This window comes from Fontibacterium abundans (SeqCode), from assembly GCF_965235095.1.
Taxonomy (GTDB): Bacteria; Pseudomonadota; Alphaproteobacteria; order Pelagibacterales; family Pelagibacteraceae; genus Fontibacterium; species Fontibacterium abundans.
This window is the reverse complement of sequence record NZ_OZ249405.1, coordinates 915,475-941,302: the sequence shown is the minus strand read 5'-3', so window position 1 is coordinate 941,302 and position 25,828 is coordinate 915,475. Positions and strand designations below refer to the sequence as shown.

Here is a 25,828-nt window from a genome sequence, read left to right as displayed (position 1 = left end):
ATAGTTATGCAAGTTTCATCTTTTAATAGTTTAAATGAAATTTTTTTTTTGCAATGTGAAAAATATCAAAAAGAAGATCATTTATTCTTTAATAATTTAAATTTAAAAAAATTTCAGACATACACTTGGCTTGATACGAGTCATAATGTTTTAAAACTTGCAAAATTTTTAAATGAAAAAAATATTACCAAGGGAGATAGAGTATTATTAGTTTCGGAGAATAGACCGGAATGGTTAATTGCAGATCTTGCAATATTGTTAAATTCAGCAATTACCGTTCCAAATTACACAACATACACTGTAAATGATTTTGCATTTACAATTAATGACTGCAAGCCTTTAGGGTTAATTGTCTCAAGCCCTCTGTTGTTAAAGAATATTTTATTAGCAGCAAAAAAAATAAATTATAATTTTAACTTTATAATTCTTTTAAATCAAACAAACGAAGTTCTTGCAGACAATGTTATTAATTTTTCTACTGTTATAAAAAAAAAAATTGACATTGAAGAAACAAAAATTTTTTTTAAAAAGATAAGCAAAAGTTTAATAAGAAAAGATCCTGCTTGTATTATTTATACCTCAGGCACACAAGGAACACCAAAGGGTGTCGTATTATCACATGGTGGCATATTAAAAAATTGTGAAGGTGCTTTAGAATTTTTATATTTTATTAAAGAACAACAAAATACTTTTCTTACTTGGTTGCCACTATCTCATTCTTACGAACATACAGTTCAATTTGTTCAGTTAAGCCTAGGTGCAAAAATATTCTATTCTGAAAGTTTAGATAAATTATTAATAAATTTAAAAATTGCAAAACCAACTATTATGACTGCAGTGCCAAGATTTTACACAAATCTTGTTAATAAAATTAAAATTAATTTACAAAATCAGAGCAGTTTAAAAAAAATTATTTTTAATAAAACATTAGAACTCGGTGAGAAAAAAGCATTATTTAAAGAAATGAGTTTTTTTGAAAAATTTATTAATTTTATATTAGATATAATTGTTAGAAAAAAAATTAAAAATCAATTTGGTGGAAAAATAAAAGCATTTATATCTGGAGGTGGGCCGTTGGATTATAATGTTGGGATATTTTTAAATTCTTTAGGTTTGCCAACATTACAAGGTTATGGACTAACCGAGGCTTCGCCGGTTGTTAGCTGTAACGCAATCGATAAAATTAAAATAGAAACCGTTGGAAAAATTTTTAAAGATGTGGAAGTTAAAATAGCCAACGACGGAGAGATTTTAGTTAAAGGGGAGAATGTTATGCTTGGATATTGGAATAATAAAAATGAGACTGAGAAAATCTTAAGAGATAATTGGTTATATACAGGGGACATAGGAGAAATTGACCAAGAAGGATATTTAAAAATCACTGATAGAAAAAAAGATATTATTGTGAATGCTGGCGGAGACAATATTGCTCCAAGTAAAATAGAAAATTTATTAGCAAATTATCCAGAAATTATTCAAAGCTATATTTATGGAGATAAAAAAAATTATTTAGTCGCTTTAATTGTCGTTGGAAAAGAGCTTGAAGATAGAAAAAATAAAATACAGTTTATTATTGATAAAGTTAATAATGATTTAAGTATTATTGAAAAAATTAAAAAATTTATAATTATTGACGATCCATTTACTATTGAGAATGAAATGTTGACTCCGACAATGAAAATACGGAGACATCAAGTAAAAAAAGCTTTTGGAGATCAATTAGAAAAGCTTTATTTTTAATTTGGTGCACTCGAGAAGATTCGAACTTCTGACACCAAGTTTAGGAAACTTGTACTCTATCCAGCTGAGCTACGAGTGCAATTAAGTGAAATATAAATAATATTTATTCAAAAAAAAATATTAAAAAACTATTGTAAACCAATAAAATTTGAATCAAAAAAAAATTGATTCAATTTTAAAAATTTTGTCCACAAATAACAATTTGACTTAGTAAACGATATGTTTTTAAGTATTTATAAATGCGAATCACTTAAATTATTTAAGTGACAATTAACGTAAAGGGAGAAAAAAATGGCTAAAAAAAGAAAAGCAGCTAAAAAAACTTCTAAGAAAAGAAAAGCTTCTAGAAGAAAACCAGCTAAGAAAGCAAAAAAAAGAAGAAGATAGTTTTTTGAGTTTTCAAGAAAAACGCTCTTCAAATTTTTTGAAGGGCGTTTTTTTTATATAGGTTCTGCAGTTACGGCCTCTTTTTTACCAAGCGCTTTATCCAATTTCTTTTTAGCATCCTCGTTAGTAAGCTGCATTCCAATCGCCACCTCTCCTAATAAACGGTCATAAGCTTTTTCAAATAATTGTCTTTCACTGTAAGATTGATCAACTGGAATTTCACTATTTTTATTTAAATCTCTTACTACCTCTGCAATTTGGTAAATTTCACCAGAGTTAATTTTTTGATCATACTCTTGAGCTCTTCTGCTCCACATAGTTCTTCTAATTTTTGGTTTTCCTTTTAAGATAGAGACTGCTTTATTAATTTGGTTTACGCTTGATATAGGTCTTAAGTTTCCCTGCTGGTTAACAGGTATTGTTAAAATTAATTTATCTTTAGTTACCTGAATTTTATAATAAGTCATTTCAATGTCAGCAATCACGCTGCTTTCAATAGCAACGATTTGACCTACGCCATGTTTTGGATAAATAACGTGATCTTTAACTTTATAAATTTTTTTATCAGATTCTTGTTTTGTAACTTTTGTAATTATAATTTCAGCGGCAGCATTTTGAGATGCCGTTAGAGGTTTTTGTTCGGATGTAGATTGTTGTGTAATTTTTTTCGTTTCAGGATTTTTAGGTCTGCCGCGTTTTCCTTTAGGCTTAATCTCCACCGGAGGCTTTTCTTTTTTAGGAACTTCTTTTTTTAATGGTTTTTTTTCTAATTTAATTTTTTTATTTTTTTTAATATTTGATTCTTTTTTCTTATCTTGTGATTTTTTATTCTTCATGATTTTTTTAAGAAATTCCATGGCGCTTAATATAGCATCCGATTAGTTAATACAAGCTTACAAGATTATTTATTACCTGCGCCAGGTTTGTCACTAAAGTATTTTTCTAGCTTGTTAGGTATATTTTTAAATTTATCTGCATCAGGAAGTGGATCTTTTTTTTTATTAATATTAGGCCATTTTGCAGACATCTCTTTGTTTAGCACTACTAACTTCTCAGTATTTTTATTTGTGTCAGGTTCGATAGCGTTGATAGGACACTCTGGTTCGCAAACACCACAATCAATGCATTCATCTGGATTGATAACCAACATATTCTCACCCTCATAAAAACAATCTACGGGACAAACTTCAACGCAATCAGTTAGTTTGCATTTAATACAATTGTCATTCACTACGTATGTCATCTATGATTTTATAAGAATTAATTGTTGTTAATAATATTATTATTATCTTTAAAAATACAGAGCATTATTTAATTATTTAAAGATAAATTTTTTAGAGATGCAAAAGGATTGTTGATATTTTTTTTAACATTATCTTTTTTAATTTTTTTCTTATCTTTGTGTTTGAAATCATAGCTAAATATATCTTTGTCTTTATATAGTTTTTTATAATTCATTAACTTTAATAATTTTTCAAAATCTTCTTTTCCACATCCCAGAAGATTAAGCATTTCAGAAGATATAGCGAATTGATTGTTATTTGTTGAACTTAAGATTTTTATAAAGAGTTTTTCTAACATATCGACCCTGACTATATAGTTTTCAAAAGTTTCAAATCCACATATTAATAAAAATTCTTTATTTTGTGTTTCAAAATTTTTTAAAAAATTTAATCCAAAATTTGGACACTTCTCTCTTTGAGTTTTATTATTAAAACAATTCCAAAGAATTATTTTTAAGTTTACAGCTTTAGGCTTAATCATTAGGGGTTGATAGATGTGATATCTTCCAATTTTAATTCCGATTTTTTTAATATTAGCTCTTTGTTCTTTATCTAAGTTTTTTAGTAAATCTTCGGCATCTAATCTTTTTAGTACTCCATGATTCTCAAATAATCTAAAACATAAAGCTCGAGCATAGCTATTTTCTAAATTAATTTTTGAAGTTTTTATTAAATCGTTAAGGTGAAGATTTTTTTCTTTATCAATCCACTTTTCTAAATAATTCTTTAATTCAGTTTGTTCATCTACATCTAGTGAGTCATCAATTAATAGTTTTATTTTTGGATTTAAATAATCTTTTCCTGGGATAATTGTTGCAATAGGATTTTCTTTCCAAAATATTTTAAAATCCTCTTTTAGTTGAAGCCCTGCAGTTTCAATTTTTTCTTTAATAATATTATTAATTCTTTTTTTTAATTCCTCCGCAACTCCTTGACGAGCAGCTTTTTTCATAGACTTGATGTCTGTTTGAAGAGCTGTGCTTGAAAAATCCAAGTTAAGTCTCAAGCCTTTAATAGTACCAATAAATTGTTTATCAATGATTACTTCATCTTTTTCTGAAATTTTAGTTTCTAATTTTACATCCTGTTTTAAATGCTTAGAGAGAATACTTATTCTTCTATCAACAAAACTTTTTGATAATTCTTCATGTAATTTTGCAGAAAGTTTATCTTCAATATCCTTTGTTTTAGCTATCCAATAATCACTATTTTCGACCCAATTCTTTTTATACGAAACGTACGCCCAAGTTCTTACATGAGAGATTCTGTTTGCAATCGTATCAATATTTCCAGATTCATTATCTAGACTACTTAATTGAGCTCGCATCCATTCATTAGGTATTTTCCCTTTATCAGAAACTAAGAATTCAAAAATCTTTCTAACAATGTCAATGTGCTCGTTATAAGAACTTTTTGTAAAATCTGGTATCTGACAGCATTCCCATAAAGTAGAGAGATTGTTGTTTTTATAATCAGTTTTAATTTGATTATTTTTTACTATTAAAGTTTTCAATACATTTTCATCTAACAGATCTTTGTTTCTTAAAAGACTATAATCATAAGGTCTTTGATCAAGGCTATTCAATAGACTTTCTATGTTTGAAAAATCTAAATTAGAATTTCTCCAATAAATATTTATAACACTATCAAACTTATGATTTTCCAATCTATCTATTTGTTCAGGATTTAATTCATCACATTTTCCTGTGATACCAAAAGTTCCATCATTCATGTATCTTCCGGCACGTCCAGCAATCTGCCCTATTTCTGTTAGACGTAGATGTCTATTTCTTCTTCCATCAAACTTATTAAGGTTATTAAAACTGATGTTATCAATGTCCATATTAATTCCCATTCCAATTGCATCTGTTGCAACAAGAAAATCAACATCACCAGATTGATATAATTCAACTTGAGCGTTTCTTGTTTTAGGACTTAAGGAGCCCATAACAATTGCTGCCCCACCTCTTTGTCTTCTAACAAATTCTGCAAGTGCATAAACTTCATCAACAGAAAAAGCGATAATCGCTGTTCGACCAGGAAGCCTAGATATTTTTTTATGACCAGAATAAGAAAGTTTAGAAAATCTTTCTTTAAATATAAATTCAACCTCAGGAACAAATTTTTGTATTATATTTTGCATAATGTTAGAGCCAAGAAACATTGTTAATTTATCTCCTCGCATATTTAATAAACGGTCAGTAAAAATATGGCCTCTTTCAGGATCAGCGCACATTTGAATTTCATCTATTGCCACAAATTCAGCATTAATATCGAGAGGCATAGATTCAACTGTGCATAAAAAATAATCTGCATAAGGAGGAATAATTTTTTCTTCTCCAGTTATTAGAGCAACTTTTTCAGCACCAACTTTTTGAATACATTTTTCATAAACTTCTCTTGCAAGTAACCGAAGTGGAAATCCAATAATCCCAGATTCAAACTGAAGCATTCTTTCAATTGCAAAATGAGTTTTGCCGGTATTTGTTGGACCGAGAACAGCAATAATATTTTTTTTTAATAAAGACATTTTTAGTATTAACTTTTTTTCGAGATACTACCTGTTGTTATGAGCCAAGAACAAAGTAGGCATAAAATATGACCGAATCACTCGAAAAAATGTTCTCATTTTAGTAAATTTTTATAGTTATAATTTTTTAATACGCTTAACACACAATAGTGGCAATTTAGATTTTGAATATATTTTTTTAATAGTTTCTTTTATTCCCATGATAACTACTTTTTTTGAAGCACCAAAAGCATGTACTAGTTTTTTATTATTTAATGCAATTGCAACATGACCTTTCCAAAACAACAAGTCTCCTTTTCTAATATTTTTGATAGTAATTTCCTTTTTAAAAAACTTTCTTTGATCCTTAGAATCACGTGGGCTATAAATATTATTAAATTTTAATAATTCTTGTACTAAGGCAGAGCAATCTACTCCTCTAGGACTGTTGCCGCCCCATAGATATTTTGTATTAAGATATAATTTAATATTATCAAGAAAATGCTTTGTTTTAAAATTTATAGGTTTAGCATTGCTTTTTAAAATCCAGCCAAGTGTTGTTTGAATAAAATTTTTTTTATTATCTAAAATAGATATTTTGGAATTAAAAAATATTTTTTTATTTGTTTTATATTTGTTAGTTGGTTTTTTATATAGATTACAATCTTTAGAAATAATCTTATACGTTTTTTTTCTTTTATCTAAATGCAAATCTTTAGTATCAATGAAACCTTTATACTTATCATAAGCTTTATATCCTTTATAAAATTTTCCAAATTTACTTTGAGTAATAAAATTTTCTCCTAAAAGAATTTGAGTAACAATCTCAGACTTTTTATTATTTTTTTTGTAAATATTTGCGATGGGAGTTTTAACTGTAAGCAGCATATTCTTATAGATCCTTTGGAATAATAACAGATATTTCCGTTATAACTAAAATATATTGTTTAGACTAAATTATTTTTTAGGAGCCGGATCTTTTTTTTGTTCAGCTTGTTTCTTTTTAGCGTCTGCTTCTAATTTTTTTAATTTAGCAATTGCAGCATTTTCTTCTTCTAGCGTAACAACTCCATCTTTACTTGTATCAGTATTATCAAATCTTGTTGCAGCGTCTTTTAAAGGATTTGCATAAAATTCATCTTTTGTAATTTTTCCATCACTATCTTTATCTATGCTGCTAAATATTTTTTCTAACTCTTTTTTATTTGCATCTAAATAATCTTGTCTCTTTAATGGAAAAGGAGATTTTTGAGCAGAAACTGTGTTGCTAATAAACAGTGTTAAAATAGCAGATAATAATATTTTTTTCACAAGCGAGATATATGCCCCAATGTTATTTCTGTAAATCATTTTTTATTAATTTTAATAGTTTTGTTTATCCACATAATTAGCAACAGAACCGGCACTCCAATGATTGCAGTAAATATGAAGAATGTTGGATAACCAAAAAGGTTTACAAAACCTCCAGCATAACCAGCGATTAGCTTAGGTAAAAATAACATTGCTGAACTAAAAAGTGCATACTGAGTTGCGGTAAATTTTATTGAAGTTAGTGCTGAAAGATAGACAATAAAAGTAGCTCCAGCAAAGCCGCTCGCAATGTTGTCAGCCGTAATAACAAAGGCTAAAATTTTAACATCTGCAGTAACAAGGGCTAGCCAAGCAAATAAGATGTTACTTAATGCCGAAATTAATGCGCCAATAAATAAAGATCTCATTACTCCTAAATGAACTGAAGCAAGTCCTCCAATAATGCCACCAACAATAGTGGCTATAGTTCCAAAGAATTTTGAATAGGTGGCTATTTCTGAAATCGAAAAACCTTTCTCTATGTAAAAAACATTGGCCATTACTCCCAAGACCACATCTGAAATTCTATACAAACCTATTAAAAGTAGAATTGATGTTGCTTTTGATCCGTATCTATTTAGGAAATCCAAAATAGGTTTCGCATACGCATTTTTTGCAGATTCTTTGTTAATAAATTTTATTTTGATTAAAAAAAATATAATTAAGGCAAATGTTAAGAAGCAAAAAATAATTTTAATAAATTCATTTAGAAAATTAACAATAGGGTCTTTGCTATAAAATAAATCCGTAAAATATAAATAGCATAAAATAAATCCTACAAGAGAAGCTAAAAAAGCAATAAAAAATTTAATTTTTTGATTAGATTTTTTTTCAATATTTCTTTTAATTTTTGGCTCAGAAGAATATAAAACAGTCAGGACTCCAAATAGCATAAGCAAAGCCATTATTTGGTAAACTTGTTGCCATACCTTTTGATTATAAATTTCTGTTCCTAAAAATGATGCAATCCATAAGCTCCCAGCTCCTGAAACGATCATTGCTATACGGTAACCAGTTAAGTACATCGAAGATAGCGCTCCTTGTAAATTTTTTGAGGCAGACTCAATTCTAAAGGCATCAAGTACGATGTCCTGAGTTGCGCTTGAGAATGCAATAAATATTGCACCAATCGCTGTGCATAGCAGAGAAGTTTTTGGATCTGTAAAAGAAATAAAAATTAATGAAAGGATCACCATTAATTGAGACAACAGCAGCCAACTTCGTCTATGACCTAACTTTCCTAGTATTGGTAATTTTAAATTATCAACTATAGGTGTCCAAATAAATTTAAATGAATATGCAAAACCAACCCAACTGAATAAAGTTATAGTTGCTCTATTTACCCCAGCTTTAAATAACCAAACAGATAGTGTAGAAAAAATTAGAAGAATAGGCAGGCCAGCCGCAAAACCAAGCAACAACATTCTTAACGATGTAGGATTTAAAAGAGGACTTAAATATGAAAATCTCATTAGTAAATAATTTATTTTTTTTTACAGAGAATATTAAAGAAAACTATTTAAGCGTACTTAAATATGCAATTAGATTTGCTCTCTCCTCATCTTTCGCAATACCAGCAAAAGCCATTTTAGTTCCTTTAAGATAATCAGCAGGTTTATATAAAAACCCATTTAGCTCTTCAACTGACCAAGCTTTACCATGAGCAGCGAGTGCAGATGAGTACTTAAACTCTGGATGTGAACCGGATTTTTTACCAACAATACCCCACATTGGAGGACCAATTTTTGATGCGCCCCCACTTACATTAGTGTGACAAGCTGCACATTTCTTAAATGCATTTTCACCAGCCGCAACATTTGCTGTTGCTAATAAAACTTTTATATCGGCTAATTTTTCTTCTTTTTTTACTTCACCTTTAGCAGTAGATTTTGTTTCTGCCACACCTTCAATTTTGTAACCTTGAGTCTCAGGTTTTTTTACACGATAAATAGAATCTCCAAATTGATTTAAACCAATTACTAATAAAGCAACAACTAGTACTGCTGCAGCAATTTTATTAAATTCAAAACTGTCCATATTCTAGTGATTTTTATAATCTAAATTGTATAACATCATAATCTTTAAAGTAAAAAATTTTTTTTAAAATCTATTTTATGCGTCTTACAGTCGCATAATTTTAATTATGAACAATACTGTTATTTTAATACCAAGCCATTTACGAGCAACCAGATTACCTAATAAACCTTTATTGTTAATTAATAATAAACCCATGATTGTTCATTGTTGGCAGAGAGCAATCGATAGCAAAATTGGAGAAGTGTATGTTGCAACAGCAGACGAGGAAATTGCAAAGGTTATTAAAGACGTTGGTGGAAAAAGTATTTTAACTAGCAAAGAACATAAAACAGGCTCAGATAGAATTTTTGAAGCCATAGAAAAAAATTTTTCTCAAAAACCAAATAATATTATTAATCTACAAGGTGACATGCCAAACATTGATCCTTCGGCAATAAAACTTTTAGATAAATTTATGAATAATAATTCTTATCAAATAGCAACTCTTGCCACAAAACTAAATTCTACAAAAGATTTAGAAAATAAAAATATTGTAAAAGTTGAAACTAAAAAAGAAATGCAAAGAAATAGTTTTGATAATGCATTAGATTTTTTTAGATTAAAAAATATTAATAAAGGTAATTTTTATTATCATCATGTTGGTATTTATGGTTATCAATACGAAACATTAAAAAAATTTATTTCTTTTAAAAGAAGTGATAATGAAATTAATAGAAGCTTAGAGCAAATGCGTGCAATGGATAACGATATATCCATAAGCGTAGGTTTAACGGATTCTTATCCTTTAGGTGTCGATACTATTGAAGATTTAGAAGAAATAAGAAATATTATGAAAAATGGCTAATAAAATAATTATACAAGGCGAACAGGGCGCTTATTCGCATTTAGCGGCAGTAAAGATTTTTAAAAATCCCGACATGATATGCTGCAAGACCTTTGAAGATGCTTTCGTTAAAACTAAAAGCATTAAAAATAGTAAATTATTAATTCCAATTGAAAATTCTATAGCGGGTAAAGTTGCAGATGTTCATTACTTATTATCTTCCTCTAGATTAAAAATAGAAGGAGAGCATTATCAAAAAGTTGAACACTGTTTATTAGGATTAAAAGACGTCTCTATTAAACAAATAGAAACTGTAAGAAGCCACGCTCAGGCAATTGGGCAGTGTAAGAAAAATATTTATAAATTAAAATTACAGCCAATTGTAGCCGCCGATACAGCCGGCTCAGCAAAATACATTTCTGAACATCAAATAGAATCCGAATCTGCTATTGCCTCAGCTCTTGCTGCAAAGATTTATGGATTGAAGATTTTAAAGAAAAATTTTGAAGATTTAAAAGGTAACGTTACAAGATTTTTAATCATGTCTGCTTCTGCAAGACCAAAGTTATATAAAAAAAATAAGAAATATATTACTTCATGTATTTTTCGCCTAAAAAGCGTGCCATCGGCATTGCATAAGGCCCTAGGAGGCTTTGCTGAGAATAAAGTTAATCTTACAAAGCTTGAAAGTTTTTCAACTGGCAATTCTTTTAAACAGGTAAGTTTTTATCTTGATATTGAAGGGCATATTGAAAACTTAGCAGTAAAGAAAGCTCTAACTATTTTAAAAAAACATACTGAAAAATTAGATATTTTAGGTGTTTATTTTGCCAATTCATTTAGATATTAAAATTATTATAGCTGTCGTTTTTTTTTAATTATCTTGTTATAATATTTTGGGAGATTGGTGGCAGGTGGAGGTTACGCTAATCCGGTCAGGTCCGAAAGGAAGCAGCCGTAACGATAATTTTTCAGGTTGTCCTCAGTCTCCCGTTTTTTATGGAAAATAATCGTAAAGGTTTATCACTAAAGTATCGGCCACAAAGTTTTGATGAAGTTATAGGTCAAGACGTAATGGTGCAGATTATTAAAAATGCGATCAAGATGGATCGTATTCCTAACGCTTATTTATTGACAGGAATTAGAGGCGTTGGGAAAACGACGACTGCAAGAATAATTGCAAAAGCTATTAATTGTAAAAATTCTGAAAGCCTAGAAAAAAAGTGCGAAGGCTTTTGTCATTGTGAAGCTATAACAAATTCAAATCATATTGATGTTTTAGAAATGGATGCTGCTTCTAAAACTGGAATTGATGATATTCGAGAATTAATTGATTCTGCTAAATATTATCCTACGAGTGCCAAGTATAAAGTTTTCATCATTGATGAAGTTCATATGTTATCAAAGCAAGCTTTCAATGGTTTGCTTAAAACTTTAGAAGAACCACCTCCTCACCTTAAATTTATTTTAGCAACCACTGAAGTTAAAAAAATACCATTAACTATTATTTCAAGATGTCAAAGATTTGATCTTAGAAGAATTAAACTTGAGGAAATGATTTCTTTCTTAAAGAAAATTTCTGAAAAAGAAAAAGCAAAAATTAATGAAAAAGCTTTAATGTTAATTGCCAAAGCATCAGAGGGGTCAGTAAGAGACGCATTGTCTATATTAGATCAGGCAATCTCAACATTTAATATTTTAGGTGAAGAAATAATCGAAACATCAGTGAGAACAATGTTAGGTATAGCAGATCGTTCAAGAATTATTGACCTTGTGCGTTTTGTAATTGATGGTGATAAAGCAAAAGCCCTTCAAGATGCCCAAGAAATATTTGATTTGGGAGCCGATCCAAAATTAGTTTTACAAGATATGCTTGAAGTTATTTATTTAATTTCTAGAAGCAAAAGTTTTGGCAAAATTGAAAACGATCTAACAGTTTCTGAATCTGAATCTGATGTAATTTTAGCACTTTCTAAAAATATTGATTTTTCTTATATTTCAATGATCTGGCAATTCATTCTTAAAGGGATTGAAGAATTAAGTTTTGTTCCAAACCATTTTCTTTCTTTTCAAATGTTAATTATGAGATTAGTGCATTTAAAAGATTTACCAAGTCCTGAACAAGTAATTGAGGATGCTTTAAATTCAGACACGCGTGCAATGTCAGAATCAACTGAGAAACAAGATGATTTTAACGAAATTAAACCTGGAACAATAATTAACAAACAAACTTCAGCAAAGACGCAAATTAAAAGCATTGTGCAAGAAAAGGCAGAAGATATTGATCGAAATCCAAAATTTTTAGAAAAAAAACAAGAAGCGGGAAAACTTGAGATAATTAATTCATTTGAAAAATTAGTAGAAATTACAAATTATAAAAAAGAAATTGAATTAAAGTTTGATTTAGAAAGAAATGTTCGAGTAGTAAAATTTGAGACTGGAAAAATTGATATTTCGTTTAACGAAAAATTATCTAAAAATTTTGTAAGATCTTTAACTGAAAAACTTAAACTTTGGACAGGTGAAAGATGGATTATTTCTTTATCGAAAGAAACAGGTAAAAATACAATTTTTGAAAATAAAGAAAGTTACAAAAAAAAATTATTACAAGATGCGCTTGAAAGCGAAGTTTACAAAAAGATAAAAGAAAATTTTCCAGATGCGGAACTTAATGAAGTAGAGGAGATTAAGTAATGGATTTTGGGGGTATGTTAAAAAAAGCTCAAGAGATGCAGCAAAAAATGTCTGAAGTAAAAGCTTCATTAAAGAATATTCAAGCAGAAGGTGTTGCTAGTAATGGTGCTGTGAAAGTAATTATGAACGGCGATCATGAGATGATCAAAATAGATATTGATCCAAAGTTAATGACAGAAGAAAAAGAAGTTTTAGAAGACTTAATTGTTATAGCCACTAATAACGCTAAGAAGGAAATTGAAGTTAAATCATCAGAGGAGATGTCAAAAATAACAGGTGGTTTAAAATTGCCTCCTGGATTTAAACTTCCTTTCTAGTAATGAAAAATAACTCTCATCCAGATTTAGAAACACTAATGTTTCTAATTGCAAAGTTGCCAGGATTAGGACCAAAGTCTGCAAGACGTATTGCCCTTTATCTTCTTAAAAACAGAGACAATATTATGAAGCCATTGTCTGGCGCTTTAGATAAGGTTTATCAAAATGTTGCTCGTTGTAATATTTGCGGAAATTTTAAAACTAATAAAATTGAATGCAATTGTAATAATAAAAATAATTATGAACAAATTTGTGTTGTAGAAAATGTGGCGGACATGTGGGCTTTAGAAAGTACTAATGTTTATAGTGGTCAGTATCATATTTTAGGAGGAACTCTTTCAGCCATCAATGGCATAAATCCAGAAGATCTTTTAATAGGTTCATTAGTTAACAGGATTAAGTCTAATTCAGTAAAAGAAGTTATCCTAGCAACAAGCGCTACAATCGAAGGACAAACGACAGCTCACTATATTAAAGACAGCATTAAAAATTTAAATGTGAAAGTAACAAAATTAGCACATGGCTTGCCTGTGGGCGGGGAGATCGAATATTTGGATGATGGAACATTATTTTCTGCATTTAAATATCGCAGTTCTTTAAATAGTGATTAGCATCAAGCGCTTGATTAATTAAGTAGATTTAGTATTTTTTCATTATGACTATTAGGCAAATCTTAACAGAGCCAGATCCTCAATTAAGAATTAAATCAAAACCAGTTCAAAAGGTTGATGCTGAGATTAAAAACTTAATGAAAGATATGTTAGACACAATGTATGCGGCTCCCGGCATCGGTCTTGCAGCTGTTCAAATTGGAGTGCACAAAAGAGTCATTGTTATTGATATAGCAAAAGAACCAGAACCTAATAATCCAATGTATTTTGTAAATCCGGAAATTGTTTGGACATCTCAAACAAAATGTACTTTTGAAGAAGGCTGCCTCTCATTGCCTAAACAATTTGCAGAAGTTGAAAGACCTGAAAAATGTCATGTAAAATATTTAGATCAAAATGGAAAAGAACAATTATTAAAAGCAGAAGGTTTGCTTGCTACGTGTATCCAACATGAAATTGATCATTTAAATGGAATTTTATTTATTGATTATTTATCAAAATTAAAAAAATCTTTTATTTTAAAAAAACTCTCAAAAGCAAAAAAGGAAGACGTTTCAGATCATATTAATTTTTAGGTAATCCATGTCATTAAAAATAATTTTCATGGGTACACCAGAGTTTGCTGTTCCTGCATTAAAAGAATTACTTAAAGAAAAATTAAATATTATTCACGTTTACACACAGCCCCCAAAAAAATCTAATAGAGGTTTAAAAATTGAAAAAACTCCAGTTCATTTAGAGGCGGAAAAAAATAATTTAAAAATTCATCATCCAAGCTCATTAAAAAATGAAGTGGAATTGGATTTATTTAAAAAAATAAGCCCAGACTTAGTAATCGTTGTTGCTTATGGACAAATTATTCCTGAAAATTTTTTAAATTTATCAAAGAAAGGATTTATAAACATTCATGCTTCTCTATTACCCTACTGGAGAGGTGCGGCGCCTATTCAAAGAGCAATTATGAATGGTGATAAATTTACAGGAATCTCAATTATGAAAATTGAAAAAGGATTAGACTCAGGACCTGTGATGCTGTCTGAAAAAATAGAGATTAATGATCAGCTAAATTACGGTTTATTAAGTGACCAGTTATCGATTTTGGGTTCAAAATTAATTATTAAAGCCATTGATCTAATAGACAAAGATAAAGCTAAGTTTTTAGAACAAGATCATACAAAAGCTACCCATGCAAAAAAAATCACGCGGGATGATGAAGAAATTAACTGGAATGATAATGCGGATAAAATTGTGCGGCAAATTAATGCTTTGAATCCAGCGCCAGGCGCTTGTTTTAAATTTGAAAATGAAAGAATTAAGATTTGGAAAGCAGAAGTTATAGATCAAAAAGGGGAAATTGGCACAACACTTAATGATAATCTTTTAATTGCCTGTAAAGATTTTGCAATTCAAGTTTTAGAAATACAAAGGCCTGGAAAAAAAATTCAAAAAGTAAAAGAATTTTTATTAGGGTATAAAATCCCGAAAGCATCACAATTATTTTAAATGCCAAGACTGAAATGCATAGTTGAATATGACGGCACTCATTTTGTAGGATGGCAAAGGCAATTAAATGGAAGATCAATTCAAGAAGCGATCGAACAAGCAATTGAGAAAATAGCTGAAAAAAAGATAACAATTTTTGGAGCGGGAAGAACAGACACAGGCGTTCATGCAGTACATCAAGTTTTTCATTTTGATTTTAATAAAGATATTGATGCTAAAAAAATTACTGATGCTTTAAATTTTCATTTAAAAGACGAATCTATAAGCATTTTAAAAACAGAATTAATAAATGATGATTTTGATGCAAGACGAGATGCAAAGTTAAGAGTTTATAAATATGTAATTATTAATCGAGACTCTCCATTGTCCATAGAAAAAGATAGGGCATGGCAATTAAAAATAAAACTTGACGAAACTAAAATGAATGATGCTGCACAAATTTTAATAGGAACTCATGATTTTACAACTTTTAGGTCAGCTTCGTGTGGAGCTAAATCTCCAATAAAAACTATGGAGAAAATAAATATTTTTAGAAAAGATGATTACATTTATAGTTATTTTGAATCGCAGTCTTTTTTACAACATCAAGTTCGTTCTATGATGGGATGTATAAAGCTTGTAGGTGAAAATAAATGGACAAAAAAAGATTTACTTGATGCATTAAATTCTAAAGATCGATCAAAATGCGCTCCCCCAGCGCCTGCTGCAGGATTGTATTTGGAAAATATTATTTATTAACTTAAATTTCTAACAAAGCCTCAACGTGATATTTTGCACTTTCTTGAATGGCTGCAAGATTGTAGCCACCCTCTAAGATTGAAACAATTTTATTACCACAGACTTGTTTTGCAATTTTCATAATTTCTTTGGTTAATGTGTAATAGTCTTTAGATTCTAAATTAATGTTGGCCAAAGGATCATTTTTGTGAGCATCAAAACCAGCTGATAATAATATAAATTCAGGCTTAAATTCATTTAATTTGTCGTAAACTTTCTCATAACTATTAAAGAATTCTTTAGAGCCAGTTCCTGCTTTTAGAGGTATATTTAAAATATTATTATATTTGCCGGTTTCATCTTCAGAGCCTGTTCCTGGATAAAATGGAAATTGATGTGATGAAATGTATAAAACTTTTTTTTCATTATAAAAAATATCTTGAGTGCCATTTCCATGATGAACATCAAAATCAATGATTGCTACTTTGCTTAGTTTATATTTTTCTATTAAATAAGTTGCACCTATGGCAACGTTGTTAAACAGGCAAAATCCCATAGCTTGTTCTTTTTCAGCATGGTGACCAGGAGGCCTGATAACGCAAAATGCATTATCAAACTCTTTATTCATTAAAGCATCGATTGCATTAATAATTGATGCAACAGCATCGTAAGCTGCTTTTTTACTGCCTTTAGAAACAATTGTATCTCCATCAAGAAAAGCTAAGCCTTCTTTTGGAAATGATTGATTAATTTTTTCAAAATATTTTTCTGAATGAGTAAGTTTAATATATTTTTCATCAAAAGATTCTATGCCTCTCCAGATTAATTTTGGAGTTTGTATTTTTTTTAAACCATTTATGATTGACGGAATACGTTCAGGACATTCTGGGTGACCAGGACCCGTATCATGTTGAATGGAAGAATTAGCGGTGAATATGCAGGTTGTCACTTAAAGTAATTAACAAGGATATCTAAGTATATATTTTTCAATTTTTTTAGATCAGCTATTCTAGCCATCTCATCTACTTGGTGGATAGTTTTTGCGATTAAACCAAATTCAATGCAGGGAGCGATTTTTTTTATAAAACGAGCATCAGAAGTACCGCCTGTCGTTGATAGAACAGGACTAATTTTTGTGCTTTTTTTTATAACATTTTTAATCATGTAAACAGTTTTGCTAGGCTTTGTTAAAAAAGCTTCCCCCGAAACATTGTATTTAATTTTGTAACTTGCTTTAGATTTTTTAGTAACAGAAGAAAAAATTTTATTTAGCTTTTTTTTAAGAGAGCTTGATGTGTGTAAATTATTAAATCTTATATTAAAAGATGCTTTTGCTTCAGCAGGAATGACATTGTCTGCTGTATTATCAATAGTAATTTTTGTAACTTCAAGATTAGATGGTTGAAAATCTTTATTGCCTCTATCTAGTTTTAATTTTTTAATATTATTTAAAACCTCAACAATAATTGTAGAGGGATTATTATAAGTATATGAATAAGCAACGTGTCCTTGGGTCCCCAAAATTGTCAAATGACCTGTTATACTGCCTCTTCTTCCAATTTTAATCATGTCGCCAAGTCTACTTTCATTAGTTGGCTCTCCTACTATGCAGAAATCGATTTTTTCTTTTTTTTGTATTAATTTTTTTATAACTTTTTGAGTACCATTAATTGCAATAGTTTCTTCATCACCAGTTATTAAAAAACTAATTGATCCTTTTAATTTTTTATTTTTTTTTAAAAATTCACTAACGGCAGAAATAAAACAAGCAATTGAGCCTTTCATATCGCTAACACCACGACCAATTAGTTTTTGATTTTTAATAACTCCACCAAAAGGATTAACAGTCCAAGATTTTAGATCTCCAACAGGAACAACATCTGTGTGTCCTGCAAAACAAAAGTTAGGAGAACTGTTGCCAATTTTCGCATATAAATTTTTAATTTTTGCGGTTCCTTTTTCTTGGAACTCCATAATCTGACATTTAAAACCTAATTTTTTTAGATTTTTTGCAACAACATTAATTGCGCCATCATCTTTAGGTGTAACGCTCTGACATTTTACAAGATCTTTTGCTAAAGAAACTTCACTAATGGTCTTTAGCATATCAATCTCTCAGTAATTCGTTTATTGAGGTTTTGCTTCTAGTTTTTTCATCAACAGTTTTAACAATGACCGCACAATATAAACTTGGTTTGCTTTTATCTTCGTTTGCAAGCGATCCAGAGACTACCACTGAATAAGGGGGAACTTTTCCATAAATAATTTGGTTTGTTTTTCTATCTATAATTTTTGTTGAGGCTCCAATGTAAACACCCATAGAAATTACAGAACCTTCGCCAACGATAACTCCCTCAGCTACTTCTGATCTTGCTCCAATAAAACAATTATCTTCAATGATTACTGGATTTGCTTGAAGAGGTTCTAGCACTCCACCAATTCCAACTCCTCCAGAAATATGGCAATTTTTTCCAATTTGTGCACACGAACCAACCGTTGACCAAGTATCAATCATGGTTCCATCATCAACGTAGGCACCAACATTTATAAAGGATGGCATCAACACAACATTTTTTCCGATGTATGCAGATTTTCTAATCACACCATTTGGGACCGCTCTAAATCCAGCATCAATATGTTTTTTTTCATTCCAAAGAGCTGTTTTACCATCTACTTTGTCAAACCAAGTTGCATAAGGACCTGAAAGAATTTTATTATCTTGTATTTTAAAACTTAAAAGAATTGCTTTTTTTATCCATTGATGAGTATGCCATTCATTATTTTTTTTCTCACATACTCTAATACTACCAGAGTCTAATTTTTCTAAAGTTTCATTAATTGCATAAATAATTGCTTTGTCAGAATTTTTATTAATATTATTTCTGTCGTCCCAGGCTTTTAAAATAATATTTTCAAGACTCATGTTTATTTAATTAACAAATTACACTGCTCAAGAAAATGATCTAATTCTTTTATTTTAAAGTGGACATGATCCTCATCATGACCTTCTTTTGCCCAATTATCTTCATTTATTACCCATCCTGTTTTCATACCAAGATCATGAGCTGGTTTTAGGTTTCTTGCGATATCTTCAAAAAAAATACTTTGCTCGGGTATAATGTCGTATTTTTTAATAAGCCTTTCATAAGGAGATCTCTCTGGTTTTGGAACAAAATCTGAATCAACAATATCAAATATTGAAAAAAGATTTTCATCAAGTTGCAAATTGCTAATGACATTGTTTGCATGTTTTTTTGAACCATTAGTAAATATAATTTTTTTTCCAGGTAAACTTTTAATTTCTTTATTTAGTTTTTCATTCTTACTTAAAAAACTGTAATCAATATTGTGTACAAATTCTAAAAAATGATGAGGATCAATATTATGATGTTTGATTAAGCCATTTAAAGTTGTGCCGTGTTTTTGAAAATAATCATTCTTTATTTGAAGAGCTTCTTCATGATTAACATTTAAATGTTGAGTTATAAAACTTGCCATCAGTTTATCAATTCCTGAAAATAAATTTGTAGATGAGGGGTAAAGAGTATTATCTAAATCAAAAATCCAAAATTTTATGTTCTTTATTTTTTCCATTATTTTACTATAAGCGTTCCAGCTCCAAGATTTGAGAATAATTCAAAAAGGACAGCATGAGATTTTCTTCCATCAATAATAACCACCCCGTTTACACCAGATTCAATAGCGCTAATGCATGTTTTAATTTTTGGAATCATTCCCCCAGTAATCGTTCCATCATCAATAAGGTCCAAAGCTTGTTTTGTAGATAATTGTGATATTAAATTACCATCTTTATCATTTACCCCAGGAACATCCGTCATTAATAAAAGTCTTTCAGCTTTTATTTGGTTTGCAATTGTTCCAGCGGCTGTATCAGCATTTACATTATAAACTTGGCCCTTATTATCCATTCCCATAGGAGCAATAACTGGAATAATTTTTTGTTTAAAAAAGTTATTTAATACTTTTGTATCAATTTTTTTTGGATCTCCAACAAATCCTAATTGTTCATCAATAGATTTATCGATGTGTATTACGTTGTTTTTTCTAACAGTAACGGACTCCGCTTTTGCACCATAATTTATAATAGCATCTCTTAAATCTGGATTTATTTCATTTAACAAAACATCTTCCACAACTTTTATTACATTTTTATCAGTTACTCTTAATCCAGAAATAAATTTACTTTCTAAATTTTGAGATTCTAGTTTTGTTTTGATTTGAGGACCGCCGCCGTGAATAACCGCAACATCAACATCTAATTTTCTTAAAATTGCAGCATCTTGGGCAAACGCTTTTGATAAACTTAGATCAGACATTACCTGACCACCGTATTTGAGAATTATTTTTTTATTTTTATATTTGTCTAAGTAAACGGATGCCTCTTGAATTGATGGACCAAGTTCTGGCCAAAAAGACTTAATATCCATCAAACCGTTTTCACCGTAGTTTTCTTTATAATGTAATACTGTTGAGCCATTGTAAGAACGTTACTTACAGTCCAGTAAACAACTAATCCAGAAGGAAAAGTTGCTAACATAACTGTCATTATCAAAGGAAAGAATGCAAAAATTTTTGCCTGTATTGGATCTGGTGGAGTTGGGTTTAGCTTCATTTGAAAGTACATTGTAATTCCCATTAATATTGGCCACACCCCTATCATTAAAAACGAAGGAGGATTCCAAGGAATTAAACCAAATAAATTAAAAATCGTAGTTGGATCTGCAGCTGACAAATCTTTAATCCATCCAAAAAATGGCGCATGACGCATTTCCAGAGTTACAAAAAGCATCTTGTAAACTGCAAAGAAAATTGGAATTTGAACTAATATTGGAAGACATCCTGACAAAGGATTTACTTTTTCTCTTTTGTACAAAGCCATCATTTCTTGCTGAGTTCTCTTTATATCATCTTTGTAGAGCTCTTTTATTCTTAACATTTCTGGCTGAAGAACTTTCATTTTCGCCATAGATTTAAAAGAATAGTTATTAAGTGGAAAAAATAGAATTCTTACAAGAAGAGTCAGAATAATAATTGCAACACCGAAATTTCCAACAATTTTAAAGATATAATCGATTACAAAGAACAAAGGTTTTGTAATAAAATAAAACCAACCCCAGTCAATTGATAAATCAAAGCGGTCAATTTTTTCTTTTTCAGTATAATTATCGATTGGGTAAACTTCTTTTGCACCGATAAATATTTTTAAAGTATTTGAAGTACTTTTTTGCGGATTTGCAATAGTTGGCTCTGATATTATAAAATTTGCCTTATAACTGTTAGCAAAGGAGTATTCACCTTTGAAAGATTTTCCGCTCTCAGGAATAATAGCAGACATCCAGTATTTATCAGTAATACCAAACCAACCACTTTTGCCAGTGTACGTTTTTTTCTCTTCTTCAATTGATGAATATGTTTCTTCTTTTAAATTTTTATCGACAACTCCAATTAATCCTTCATGCAGAATATAAAAATTTTCTGTATTAGGCTTTGTATTTTTTGTTATTTGAGAGTAGTGAAATAATTCAATTGTCTTACTTTTTTCATTTCTGATTGTTTCTGTAATTTTAAATAAATATTTATCATCTACTTCAATCTTTTTAGAAAAAACAACGCCTTCTCTATTGTTCCACTCAAGAGTCACTGGAGAAGAAGGGGTTAATTTTTTACCTTCTCTAATTTGCCAAACACTATTGTTATCAGGAACTTTAATATCTGACTTTGTAGTTGCCCAACCAGATTCTACAAAATATCCATCCTCAGATTTTTTAGGGCTAAGAACAACAATTGGTTTGCTACTTTTATCTAAGGTTTCTCGGTAGTTCTTTAATATAATGTCATCGATTAGCGCTCCTCTTAAAGATATCGAGCCAGACAAATTACTATTTTCGATAAATACTCTATCACTTTCTTTTAATGCATCGCTTCTAGAAATAGCTTTTGTTGGAACTGCTTTTCCAGTTTGAGGAGTTTCTGGTTTTTGAATATTAGTTTGTGTTTCCGTCTTTCCTTGAATTTCAAGTCTCTTTCTTTGAGCCTCATCAGGATTTTCAAAATACATTGACCAACCAATCAAAATTGCAGTTGATAATATGACAGCTATAATAACGTTTTTATTTTCCATTATTTATTTTTATTTTTTATAACAGGATCATAGCCAAATCCGCCGCCTAAAAATTTAATAGGATGACATCTTAAAATTCTAAGAATTCCTTTAAAACATCCTTTAATAAAACCAAATTCTTTTAAACTCTGCATAAAATATTCAGAGCATGTTGGATCATAATGACAAGCGTTAGGAAAAAAAGGAGATAATAAAAACTTATAGGTCTTAATAAATTTTGTAAGAATAAAAGAAAAAAAATTATCTATTTTTTTTATCATTATTTTAACGAGTTAAATTTATATCCAAGTTCTTGTACAATTTTAGTAAAATCAACATCATATATTTTTGATTTTGCAAAAACAGCATACTTATATTTATTGTTAAATGAATCAATCTCAGTAATCGCTTTACGTGCAGCCATTTTTAATCTTCTTCTAATTTTATTTCTTTTTACTGCATTTCCGAGCTTTTTAGCTGATACAAAACTCATATGAATTTTATTTGTTTCAGGAATAGTATCTCTGTTAGTGTAATAAATTGTGAATAAGTCTGAACTTACTTTTTTTGCAGACAGAATTTTTTTAAATTCAAGATTGCCTCTAAGACTTTCAAATTTTAGAGTCTTGGGCATGACTTAAGCAGATACAGATTTTCTTCCCTTAAATCTTCTTCGAGCAATAACTTTTCGACCACCTTTTGTTGCCATACGTGATCTAAAACCGTGTCTTCTCTTTCTTACTATTTTACTTGGCTGAAAGGTTCTTTTCATTGTGATAATTAGAATTTGGCTATTTATAGGTAAATTGTTAAATCATGTACAGCAAAAGTTTTTATTTAATACGTTTTAAAAATGACGAAATTATCAAAGCTTAAAATTATTTTAGGATTAATTTATCTTTTAATAGTGGGTTTAGTAACATTTCTGTTTTTTCATTATGAGGTTTATAATTATTTTAGTTCTGATTTCATAAAAAATGATCGCAAAGTAATTGTTAATTTTATTGAACAAAATATTTTTATCTACTCTTTTTTATTTTTTTTATTTTCTACCATTTGGTTCTTTTTACTTGGTTTTGGTTTTCCACTCATTATAGCAGCAGGTTTTATATTTGGTTCTTTTTTAGGCTCAATCCTATTACTTATGGGCTTTGCTATCGGTTCAACCGCTTTATATATTTTTGCAAATCATTATTTTAAAGATTTAGTGCTTAAGTATTTTTCAAGCAAATATAAAAGTTTAGACAGTCATTTCAAAAATAATGATTTTGCTTATTTATTATTTTTAAGATTAGTTCCTGGAATACCTTCGCAAGTCGGCACATTGATTCCAGTATTATTTAATATGAAACTTAAAAATATATTTCTTTCAAATATTTTTGGTGTGGCACCATCAATATTTATTTCAGTAAGTTTAGTATCAGGGATTAGTTCTAAAATTGAGGAAGGTTCACAGTTTAATTTAGATTTACTCTCGGATCCAAAAGTTTCTATACCCTTAACTGCCCTTGGTATAATGGTTCTAGCAGTTAATTTTATAAAACAAAAATTTTTTAAGAGCAAAATTTGAATAAGTTTTTTAAAAATAGTTTTTTAGAAATTAAAGATATTTGCATTCCTTTATATAAAATATTAATTCCGTTTATTTTTATAATTAAAATTCTAGAAGAAATTGGGATAGTAAAAATTATTTCAAATTTTTTCGAACCTATAGTTCAATTATTAGGTTTACCAGCAGAGTTTGGTATAGTTTGGGTTACAGCTATTATAATTAATGTTTATGCTGCCATTGTTCTTTTTATTAATATTGTCCCATCATTAGACTTAACAGTTGCTCAGGTTACAGTCTTAACGGTAATTATTTTAATTGCTCATAATATATTAATTGAAAGTGCCATCTCACACGCAGCTGGTGTTTCTTTCGTTTATGCTTCTATCTTGAGGATAGGAATTGCCTTTTTGGCTGGGTTTATTTTATATAGAATTTATTTCTATTTTGGATTTTTACAGGAAAAATTTAACTTAGTTTTAGAACAACGTGTCGTTCCAACAGATTATTACTCTTGGGTGTTAGGACAGATTGAAAACCTAATTTATATATTTTGTATTATTTGTATTTTAGTTTTTTCTCTAAATATTTTAAAAAAAATTGGTGTTGAAAATTTAATCAAACGATTACTTGCAAATCCATTAAAGCTAATGGGGATTAGTTCTAGTGCAATAAATATTATTATTGTTGGTTTAACTATTGGGCTTCAATTTGGAGGAGGATTACTAATTAAAGAAGCAAAATCAGGATCAATTAACAAACAAAGCATCCTACTTTCTTTATCTTTATTAAATTTAGTACATGCTGTTATTGAAGATAGCATCTTGATGATTATCATTGGAGGGCATATCTCCGGTGTATTATTTTTTAGAGTAATTTTTTCTTTATTAATTGTTTTTCTAATACTCTTTTTATACAAAAAATTTCAGGCACTGTTTAATAAATTTGTTTTTGTTAAGATTTAAATTGAGATGCACAAAAAGTTGCAATTAACCCCGCAACACCTAAAAACGAAAATGCAAAAATCCAATTTGTTTCTGAATTAATAGGTAGATGATTATTTGTAATATCAATAATAAATCCAAAGACAGCAGGAGTTATAGATCCAAATCCTATTCCTAAAATAGAACGATAAGCTACGGTTCTACCTACGCAATATTTTGGTGTACTCTCGGTTAAAGCGGCAGTCAAAACTCCAGAATCTCCAATTGCAAAAAAACTATAAAAAATAGAAATTGTAACAATTAAAATTAAATCTAACTCTGCAGTACAACCAATTAAAAAAGATAAAATCGCGCTAAATAAAGAAAAAGAAACTAAAATTTTTTTTCTTCCTAAGTTATCAGAAAGATACCCCGCAATTACAGAAGAGAACACGCCAGACAAATGAATTGAAAATCCAATAATAATACCAACACTTAATGTTGTGATTGATATTTTACTTATAAATATAACACTCAAAAAAACTGGTAACCAAGACCATAAACCAAACAATTCTATAGCATGAGCGGTATATCCTGTTATTAAATATTTTGTTTTTTTATTTTGATTAAAAGAAAATTTTTTATTTAGCTCTGAAAATTTATATTTTTTTAAAAAATCTTCATACACTGCAGTTAAAAGAAAAATTGCTCCAATAAGACTAATTAGTGATGCGGTTAAAAAACTTATTTTATAACCATAGTTAGTCGTAATAATGTAACCTAAAGACAAAGATATTGCATAGCCAAAGGATTGACTTCCAAGCATTACACCCATCGCAGCACCTTTGTTTTTTGATTTAAATTTTTCAGATACTAAGAGTATAGAGGGACCGTAAATACCGCCTTGAGCAAAACCTATAAAAAAATTAATAAAAATAGCTGTCCAAAAATCTTTAGCAATTAAATAAAAAATAAAACTCGATAAAAAATTTATGACTAAATAAATAGAAAGAATTTTGTTTGGATTGTAAAAATCCGAACAATACGAACTTATAAATAGAGCGACAGCAAATCCTATAACCAAAGAAGTCTGTATTAAACCCGCCTCTGTTGCAGACAAATTCCATAAAGCAATTAATTGCTGTATTGACCCAACATACATAAAAAAGGTTAGAGAGGACAATATTCTGCCAATGGCAATAAGTTTTAACCAATTCCAATTGTTTGTTTGCATGAATAAATCCCTATGATTATTTAATTAAAA

28 protein-coding genes, 1 tRNA gene and 1 other RNA gene are annotated in these 25,828 nt (G+C 29.2%); 12 read left to right on the top strand and 18 right to left on the bottom strand.

What is annotated here, in order from left to right:
• Nucleotides 1-6: 6 nt before the first annotated feature.
• A complete protein-coding gene (locus AC8GER_RS05185) occupies nt 7-1,740 on the top strand; it encodes an AMP-dependent synthetase/ligase (RefSeq protein WP_506597783.1) in 1,734 nt (577 codons plus the stop codon).
• A gap of 2 nt (nt 1,741-1,742) precedes the next feature.
• On the opposite strand, the gene AC8GER_RS05180 is transcribed toward AC8GER_RS05185, so the two are convergent.
• The 8 genes from AC8GER_RS05180 to AC8GER_RS05145 form a co-directional block, all read right to left on the bottom strand.
• Nucleotides 1,743-1,819: transfer RNA gene (locus AC8GER_RS05180), tRNA-Arg, on the bottom strand.
• A 361-nt stretch (nt 1,820-2,180) separates the two neighbouring features.
• On the bottom strand, nt 2,181-2,963 hold the full coding sequence (locus AC8GER_RS05175; RefSeq protein ID WP_506597782.1) for a CarD family transcriptional regulator: 783 nt from the start codon (nt 2,961-2,963) through the stop codon (nt 2,181-2,183).
• Nucleotides 2,964-3,028: 65 nt separating this feature from the next.
• Entirely contained in the window at nt 3,029-3,370 is a 342-nt protein-coding gene (gene fdxA / locus AC8GER_RS05170) for a ferredoxin FdxA (RefSeq protein WP_029167331.1), read from the bottom strand.
• Between the two features lie 68 nt (nt 3,371-3,438).
• On the bottom strand, nt 3,439-5,940 hold the full coding sequence (locus AC8GER_RS05165; protein WP_506597781.1) for a helicase-related protein: 2,502 nt from the start codon (nt 5,938-5,940) through the stop codon (nt 3,439-3,441).
• A 117-nt stretch (nt 5,941-6,057) separates the two neighbouring features.
• Nucleotides 6,058-6,807: a C40 family peptidase gene (locus AC8GER_RS05160; RefSeq protein WP_506597780.1), complete on the bottom strand. Its 750-nt coding sequence runs from the start codon at nt 6,805-6,807 to the stop codon at nt 6,058-6,060.
• A 69-nt stretch (nt 6,808-6,876) separates the two neighbouring features.
• Complete coding sequence (locus AC8GER_RS05155; RefSeq protein WP_506597779.1) at nt 6,877-7,230, bottom strand: EF-hand domain-containing protein; 354 nt, start codon at nt 7,228-7,230, stop codon at nt 6,877-6,879.
• 35 nt (nt 7,231-7,265) lie between these two features.
• Complete coding sequence (locus tag AC8GER_RS05150; RefSeq protein ID WP_506597778.1) at nt 7,266-8,741, bottom strand: AmpG family muropeptide MFS transporter; 1,476 nt, start codon at nt 8,739-8,741, stop codon at nt 7,266-7,268.
• 43 nt (nt 8,742-8,784) lie between these two features.
• Entirely contained in the window at nt 8,785-9,306 is a 522-nt protein-coding gene (locus tag AC8GER_RS05145) for a c-type cytochrome (RefSeq protein ID WP_029167336.1), read from the bottom strand.
• Between the two features lie 106 nt (nt 9,307-9,412).
• On the opposite strand from AC8GER_RS05145, the gene kdsB reads away from it, so the two are divergent.
• The 9 genes from kdsB to truA all read left to right on the top strand — a co-directional run bounded on the left by kdsB (nt 9,413) and on the right by truA (nt 15,992).
• Nucleotides 9,413-10,150 carry a 3-deoxy-manno-octulosonate cytidylyltransferase gene (gene kdsB, locus AC8GER_RS05140; RefSeq protein WP_506597777.1) on the top strand — a complete coding sequence of 246 codons (738 nt, stop codon included), beginning with the start codon at nt 9,413-9,415 and terminating at the stop codon, nt 10,148-10,150.
• Complete coding sequence (locus tag AC8GER_RS05135; protein WP_029167338.1) at nt 10,143-10,979, top strand: prephenate dehydratase domain-containing protein; 837 nt, start codon at nt 10,143-10,145, stop codon at nt 10,977-10,979. The genes kdsB and AC8GER_RS05135 overlap by 8 nt, the downstream gene beginning before the upstream one ends.
• A gap of 49 nt (nt 10,980-11,028) precedes the next feature.
• Nucleotides 11,029-11,123, top strand: an RNA gene (gene ffs, locus AC8GER_RS05130) — signal recognition particle sRNA small type.
• Nucleotides 11,124-11,128: 5 nt separating this feature from the next.
• Nucleotides 11,129-12,823: a DNA polymerase III subunit gamma/tau gene (locus AC8GER_RS05125; protein WP_506597776.1), complete on the top strand. Its 1,695-nt coding sequence runs from the start codon at nt 11,129-11,131 to the stop codon at nt 12,821-12,823.
• Nucleotides 12,823-13,140: a YbaB/EbfC family nucleoid-associated protein gene (locus tag AC8GER_RS05120; RefSeq protein ID WP_029167340.1), complete on the top strand. Its 318-nt coding sequence runs from the start codon at nt 12,823-12,825 to the stop codon at nt 13,138-13,140. The genes AC8GER_RS05125 and AC8GER_RS05120 overlap by 1 nt, the downstream gene beginning before the upstream one ends.
• Nucleotides 13,141-13,142: 2 nt before the next feature.
• Entirely contained in the window at nt 13,143-13,751 is a 609-nt protein-coding gene (recR, locus tag AC8GER_RS05115) for a recombination mediator RecR (RefSeq protein WP_506597775.1), read from the top strand.
• Between the two features lie 44 nt (nt 13,752-13,795).
• Nucleotides 13,796-14,326 carry a peptide deformylase gene (gene def, locus AC8GER_RS05110; protein WP_506597774.1) on the top strand — a complete coding sequence of 177 codons (531 nt, stop codon included), beginning with the start codon at nt 13,796-13,798 and terminating at the stop codon, nt 14,324-14,326.
• Between the two features lie 7 nt (nt 14,327-14,333).
• A complete protein-coding gene (fmt, locus tag AC8GER_RS05105; protein ID WP_506597773.1) occupies nt 14,334-15,254 on the top strand; it encodes a methionyl-tRNA formyltransferase in 921 nt (306 codons plus the stop codon).
• Entirely contained in the window at nt 15,255-15,992 is a 738-nt protein-coding gene (truA, locus tag AC8GER_RS05100) for a tRNA pseudouridine(38-40) synthase TruA (RefSeq protein WP_506597772.1), read from the top strand.
• Nucleotide 15,993: 1 nt separating this feature from the next.
• Here truA and AC8GER_RS05095 read toward each other — a convergent pair whose 3' ends face one another.
• The 9 genes from AC8GER_RS05095 to rpmH are packed head-to-tail and all read right to left on the bottom strand — an operon-like array spanning nt 15,994 to nt 22,864.
• Nucleotides 15,994-16,920 (bottom strand): histone deacetylase family protein, encoded by a 927-nt coding sequence (locus tag AC8GER_RS05095; RefSeq protein WP_506597771.1) that lies wholly within the window; start codon nt 16,918-16,920, stop codon nt 15,994-15,996.
• Entirely contained in the window at nt 16,917-18,077 is a 1,161-nt protein-coding gene (gene dapE, locus AC8GER_RS05090; RefSeq protein ID WP_506597770.1) for a succinyl-diaminopimelate desuccinylase, read from the bottom strand. The genes AC8GER_RS05095 and dapE overlap by 4 nt, the downstream gene beginning before the upstream one ends.
• Before the next feature lies 1 nt (nt 18,078).
• Nucleotides 18,079-18,894: a 2,3,4,5-tetrahydropyridine-2,6-dicarboxylate N-succinyltransferase gene (gene dapD, locus AC8GER_RS05085; protein WP_506597769.1), complete on the bottom strand. Its 816-nt coding sequence runs from the start codon at nt 18,892-18,894 to the stop codon at nt 18,079-18,081.
• Nucleotides 18,895-18,896: 2 nt separating this feature from the next.
• Nucleotides 18,897-19,565, bottom strand: a complete 669-nt coding sequence (locus tag AC8GER_RS05080; RefSeq protein ID WP_506597768.1) for a pyrimidine 5'-nucleotidase — start codon at nt 19,563-19,565, stop codon at nt 18,897-18,899.
• Nucleotides 19,565-20,419, bottom strand: a complete 855-nt coding sequence (argB, locus tag AC8GER_RS05075; RefSeq protein WP_029167349.1) for an acetylglutamate kinase — start codon at nt 20,417-20,419, stop codon at nt 19,565-19,567. Before argB ends, AC8GER_RS05080 begins: the two co-directional genes overlap by 1 nt.
• On the bottom strand, nt 20,419-22,113 hold the full coding sequence (gene yidC / locus AC8GER_RS05070; protein ID WP_506597767.1) for a membrane protein insertase YidC: 1,695 nt from the start codon (nt 22,111-22,113) through the stop codon (nt 20,419-20,421). The genes argB and yidC overlap by 1 nt, the downstream gene beginning before the upstream one ends.
• On the bottom strand, nt 22,113-22,373 hold the full coding sequence (gene yidD / locus AC8GER_RS05065; RefSeq protein ID WP_506597766.1) for a membrane protein insertion efficiency factor YidD: 261 nt from the start codon (nt 22,371-22,373) through the stop codon (nt 22,113-22,115). Before yidD ends, yidC begins: the two co-directional genes overlap by 1 nt.
• Nucleotides 22,373-22,726: a ribonuclease P protein component gene (gene rnpA / locus AC8GER_RS05060; RefSeq protein WP_506597765.1), complete on the bottom strand. Its 354-nt coding sequence runs from the start codon at nt 22,724-22,726 to the stop codon at nt 22,373-22,375. Before rnpA ends, yidD begins: the two co-directional genes overlap by 1 nt.
• 3 nt (nt 22,727-22,729) lie before the next feature.
• Nucleotides 22,730-22,864: a 50S ribosomal protein L34 gene (gene rpmH, locus AC8GER_RS05055; RefSeq protein ID WP_017970348.1), complete on the bottom strand. Its 135-nt coding sequence runs from the start codon at nt 22,862-22,864 to the stop codon at nt 22,730-22,732.
• A gap of 81 nt (nt 22,865-22,945) precedes the next feature.
• On the opposite strand from rpmH, the gene AC8GER_RS05050 reads away from it, so the two are divergent.
• Nucleotides 22,946-23,662 carry a TVP38/TMEM64 family protein gene (locus tag AC8GER_RS05050; RefSeq protein WP_506597764.1) on the top strand — a complete coding sequence of 239 codons (717 nt, stop codon included), beginning with the start codon at nt 22,946-22,948 and terminating at the stop codon, nt 23,660-23,662.
• The gene (locus AC8GER_RS05045; protein ID WP_506597763.1) at nt 23,659-24,606 is read left to right on the top strand and encodes a nucleoside recognition domain-containing protein; all 948 of its coding nucleotides are present in this window, start codon (nt 23,659-23,661) and stop codon (nt 24,604-24,606) included. Before AC8GER_RS05050 ends, AC8GER_RS05045 begins: the two co-directional genes overlap by 4 nt.
• Here AC8GER_RS05045 and AC8GER_RS05040 read toward each other — a convergent pair.
• Nucleotides 24,596-25,798 carry an MFS transporter gene (locus AC8GER_RS05040; RefSeq protein WP_506597762.1) on the bottom strand — a complete coding sequence of 401 codons (1,203 nt, stop codon included), beginning with the start codon at nt 25,796-25,798 and terminating at the stop codon, nt 24,596-24,598. The genes AC8GER_RS05045 and AC8GER_RS05040 overlap by 11 nt on opposite strands.
• Between the last annotated feature and the right edge of the window lie 30 nt (nt 25,799-25,828).

Bases quoted from the DNA above. Each gene is read 5' to 3' on its own strand.
- rnpA (WP_506597765.1), bottom strand. From the start codon at position 22,726: ATGCCCAAGACTCTAAAATTTGAAAGTCTTAGAGGCAATCTTGAATTT.
- AC8GER_RS05135 (WP_029167338.1), top strand. From the start codon at position 10,143: ATGGCTAATAAAATAATTATACAAGGCGAACAGGGCGCTTATTCGCAT.
- dapE (WP_506597770.1), bottom strand. From the start codon at position 18,077: ATGCTAAAGACCATTAGTGAAGTTTCTTTAGCAAAAGATCTTGTAAAA.
- fmt (WP_506597773.1), top strand. From the start codon at position 14,334: ATGTCATTAAAAATAATTTTCATGGGTACACCAGAGTTTGCTGTTCCT.
- AC8GER_RS05080 (WP_506597768.1), bottom strand. From the start codon at position 19,565: ATGGAAAAAATAAAGAACATAAAATTTTGGATTTTTGATTTAGATAAT.
- AC8GER_RS05150 (WP_506597778.1), bottom strand. From the start codon at position 8,741: ATGAGATTTTCATATTTAAGTCCTCTTTTAAATCCTACATCGTTAAGA.
- AC8GER_RS05040 (WP_506597762.1), bottom strand. From the start codon at position 25,798: ATGCAAACAAACAATTGGAATTGGTTAAAACTTATTGCCATTGGCAGA.
- AC8GER_RS05165 (WP_506597781.1), bottom strand. From the start codon at position 5,940: ATGTCTTTATTAAAAAAAAATATTATTGCTGTTCTCGGTCCAACAAAT.
- yidD (WP_506597766.1), bottom strand. From the start codon at position 22,373: ATGATAAAAAAAATAGATAATTTTTTTTCTTTTATTCTTACAAAATTT.
- argB (WP_029167349.1), bottom strand. From the start codon at position 20,419: ATGGATATTAAGTCTTTTTGGCCAGAACTTGGTCCATCAATTCAAGAG.
- AC8GER_RS05160 (WP_506597780.1), bottom strand. From the start codon at position 6,807: ATGCTGCTTACAGTTAAAACTCCCATCGCAAATATTTACAAAAAAAAT.
- AC8GER_RS05120 (WP_029167340.1), top strand. From the start codon at position 12,823: ATGGATTTTGGGGGTATGTTAAAAAAAGCTCAAGAGATGCAGCAAAAA.
- truA (WP_506597772.1), top strand. From the start codon at position 15,255: ATGCCAAGACTGAAATGCATAGTTGAATATGACGGCACTCATTTTGTA.
- AC8GER_RS05145 (WP_029167336.1), bottom strand. From the start codon at position 9,306: ATGGACAGTTTTGAATTTAATAAAATTGCTGCAGCAGTACTAGTTGTT.
- fdxA (WP_029167331.1), bottom strand. From the start codon at position 3,370: ATGACATACGTAGTGAATGACAATTGTATTAAATGCAAACTAACTGAT.
- rpmH (WP_017970348.1), bottom strand. From the start codon at position 22,864: ATGAAAAGAACCTTTCAGCCAAGTAAAATAGTAAGAAAGAGAAGACAC.
- kdsB (WP_506597777.1), top strand. From the start codon at position 9,413: ATGAACAATACTGTTATTTTAATACCAAGCCATTTACGAGCAACCAGA.
- dapD (WP_506597769.1), bottom strand. From the start codon at position 18,894: ATGAGTCTTGAAAATATTATTTTAAAAGCCTGGGACGACAGAAATAAT.
- def (WP_506597774.1), top strand. From the start codon at position 13,796: ATGACTATTAGGCAAATCTTAACAGAGCCAGATCCTCAATTAAGAATT.
- AC8GER_RS05125 (WP_506597776.1), top strand. From the start codon at position 11,129: ATGGAAAATAATCGTAAAGGTTTATCACTAAAGTATCGGCCACAAAGT.
- recR (WP_506597775.1), top strand. From the start codon at position 13,143: ATGAAAAATAACTCTCATCCAGATTTAGAAACACTAATGTTTCTAATT.
- AC8GER_RS05175 (WP_506597782.1), bottom strand. From the start codon at position 2,963: ATGAAGAATAAAAAATCACAAGATAAGAAAAAAGAATCAAATATTAAA.
- yidC (WP_506597767.1), bottom strand. From the start codon at position 22,113: ATGGAAAATAAAAACGTTATTATAGCTGTCATATTATCAACTGCAATT.
- AC8GER_RS05185 (WP_506597783.1), top strand. From the start codon at position 7: ATGCAAGTTTCATCTTTTAATAGTTTAAATGAAATTTTTTTTTTGCAA.
- AC8GER_RS05050 (WP_506597764.1), top strand. From the start codon at position 22,946: ATGACGAAATTATCAAAGCTTAAAATTATTTTAGGATTAATTTATCTT.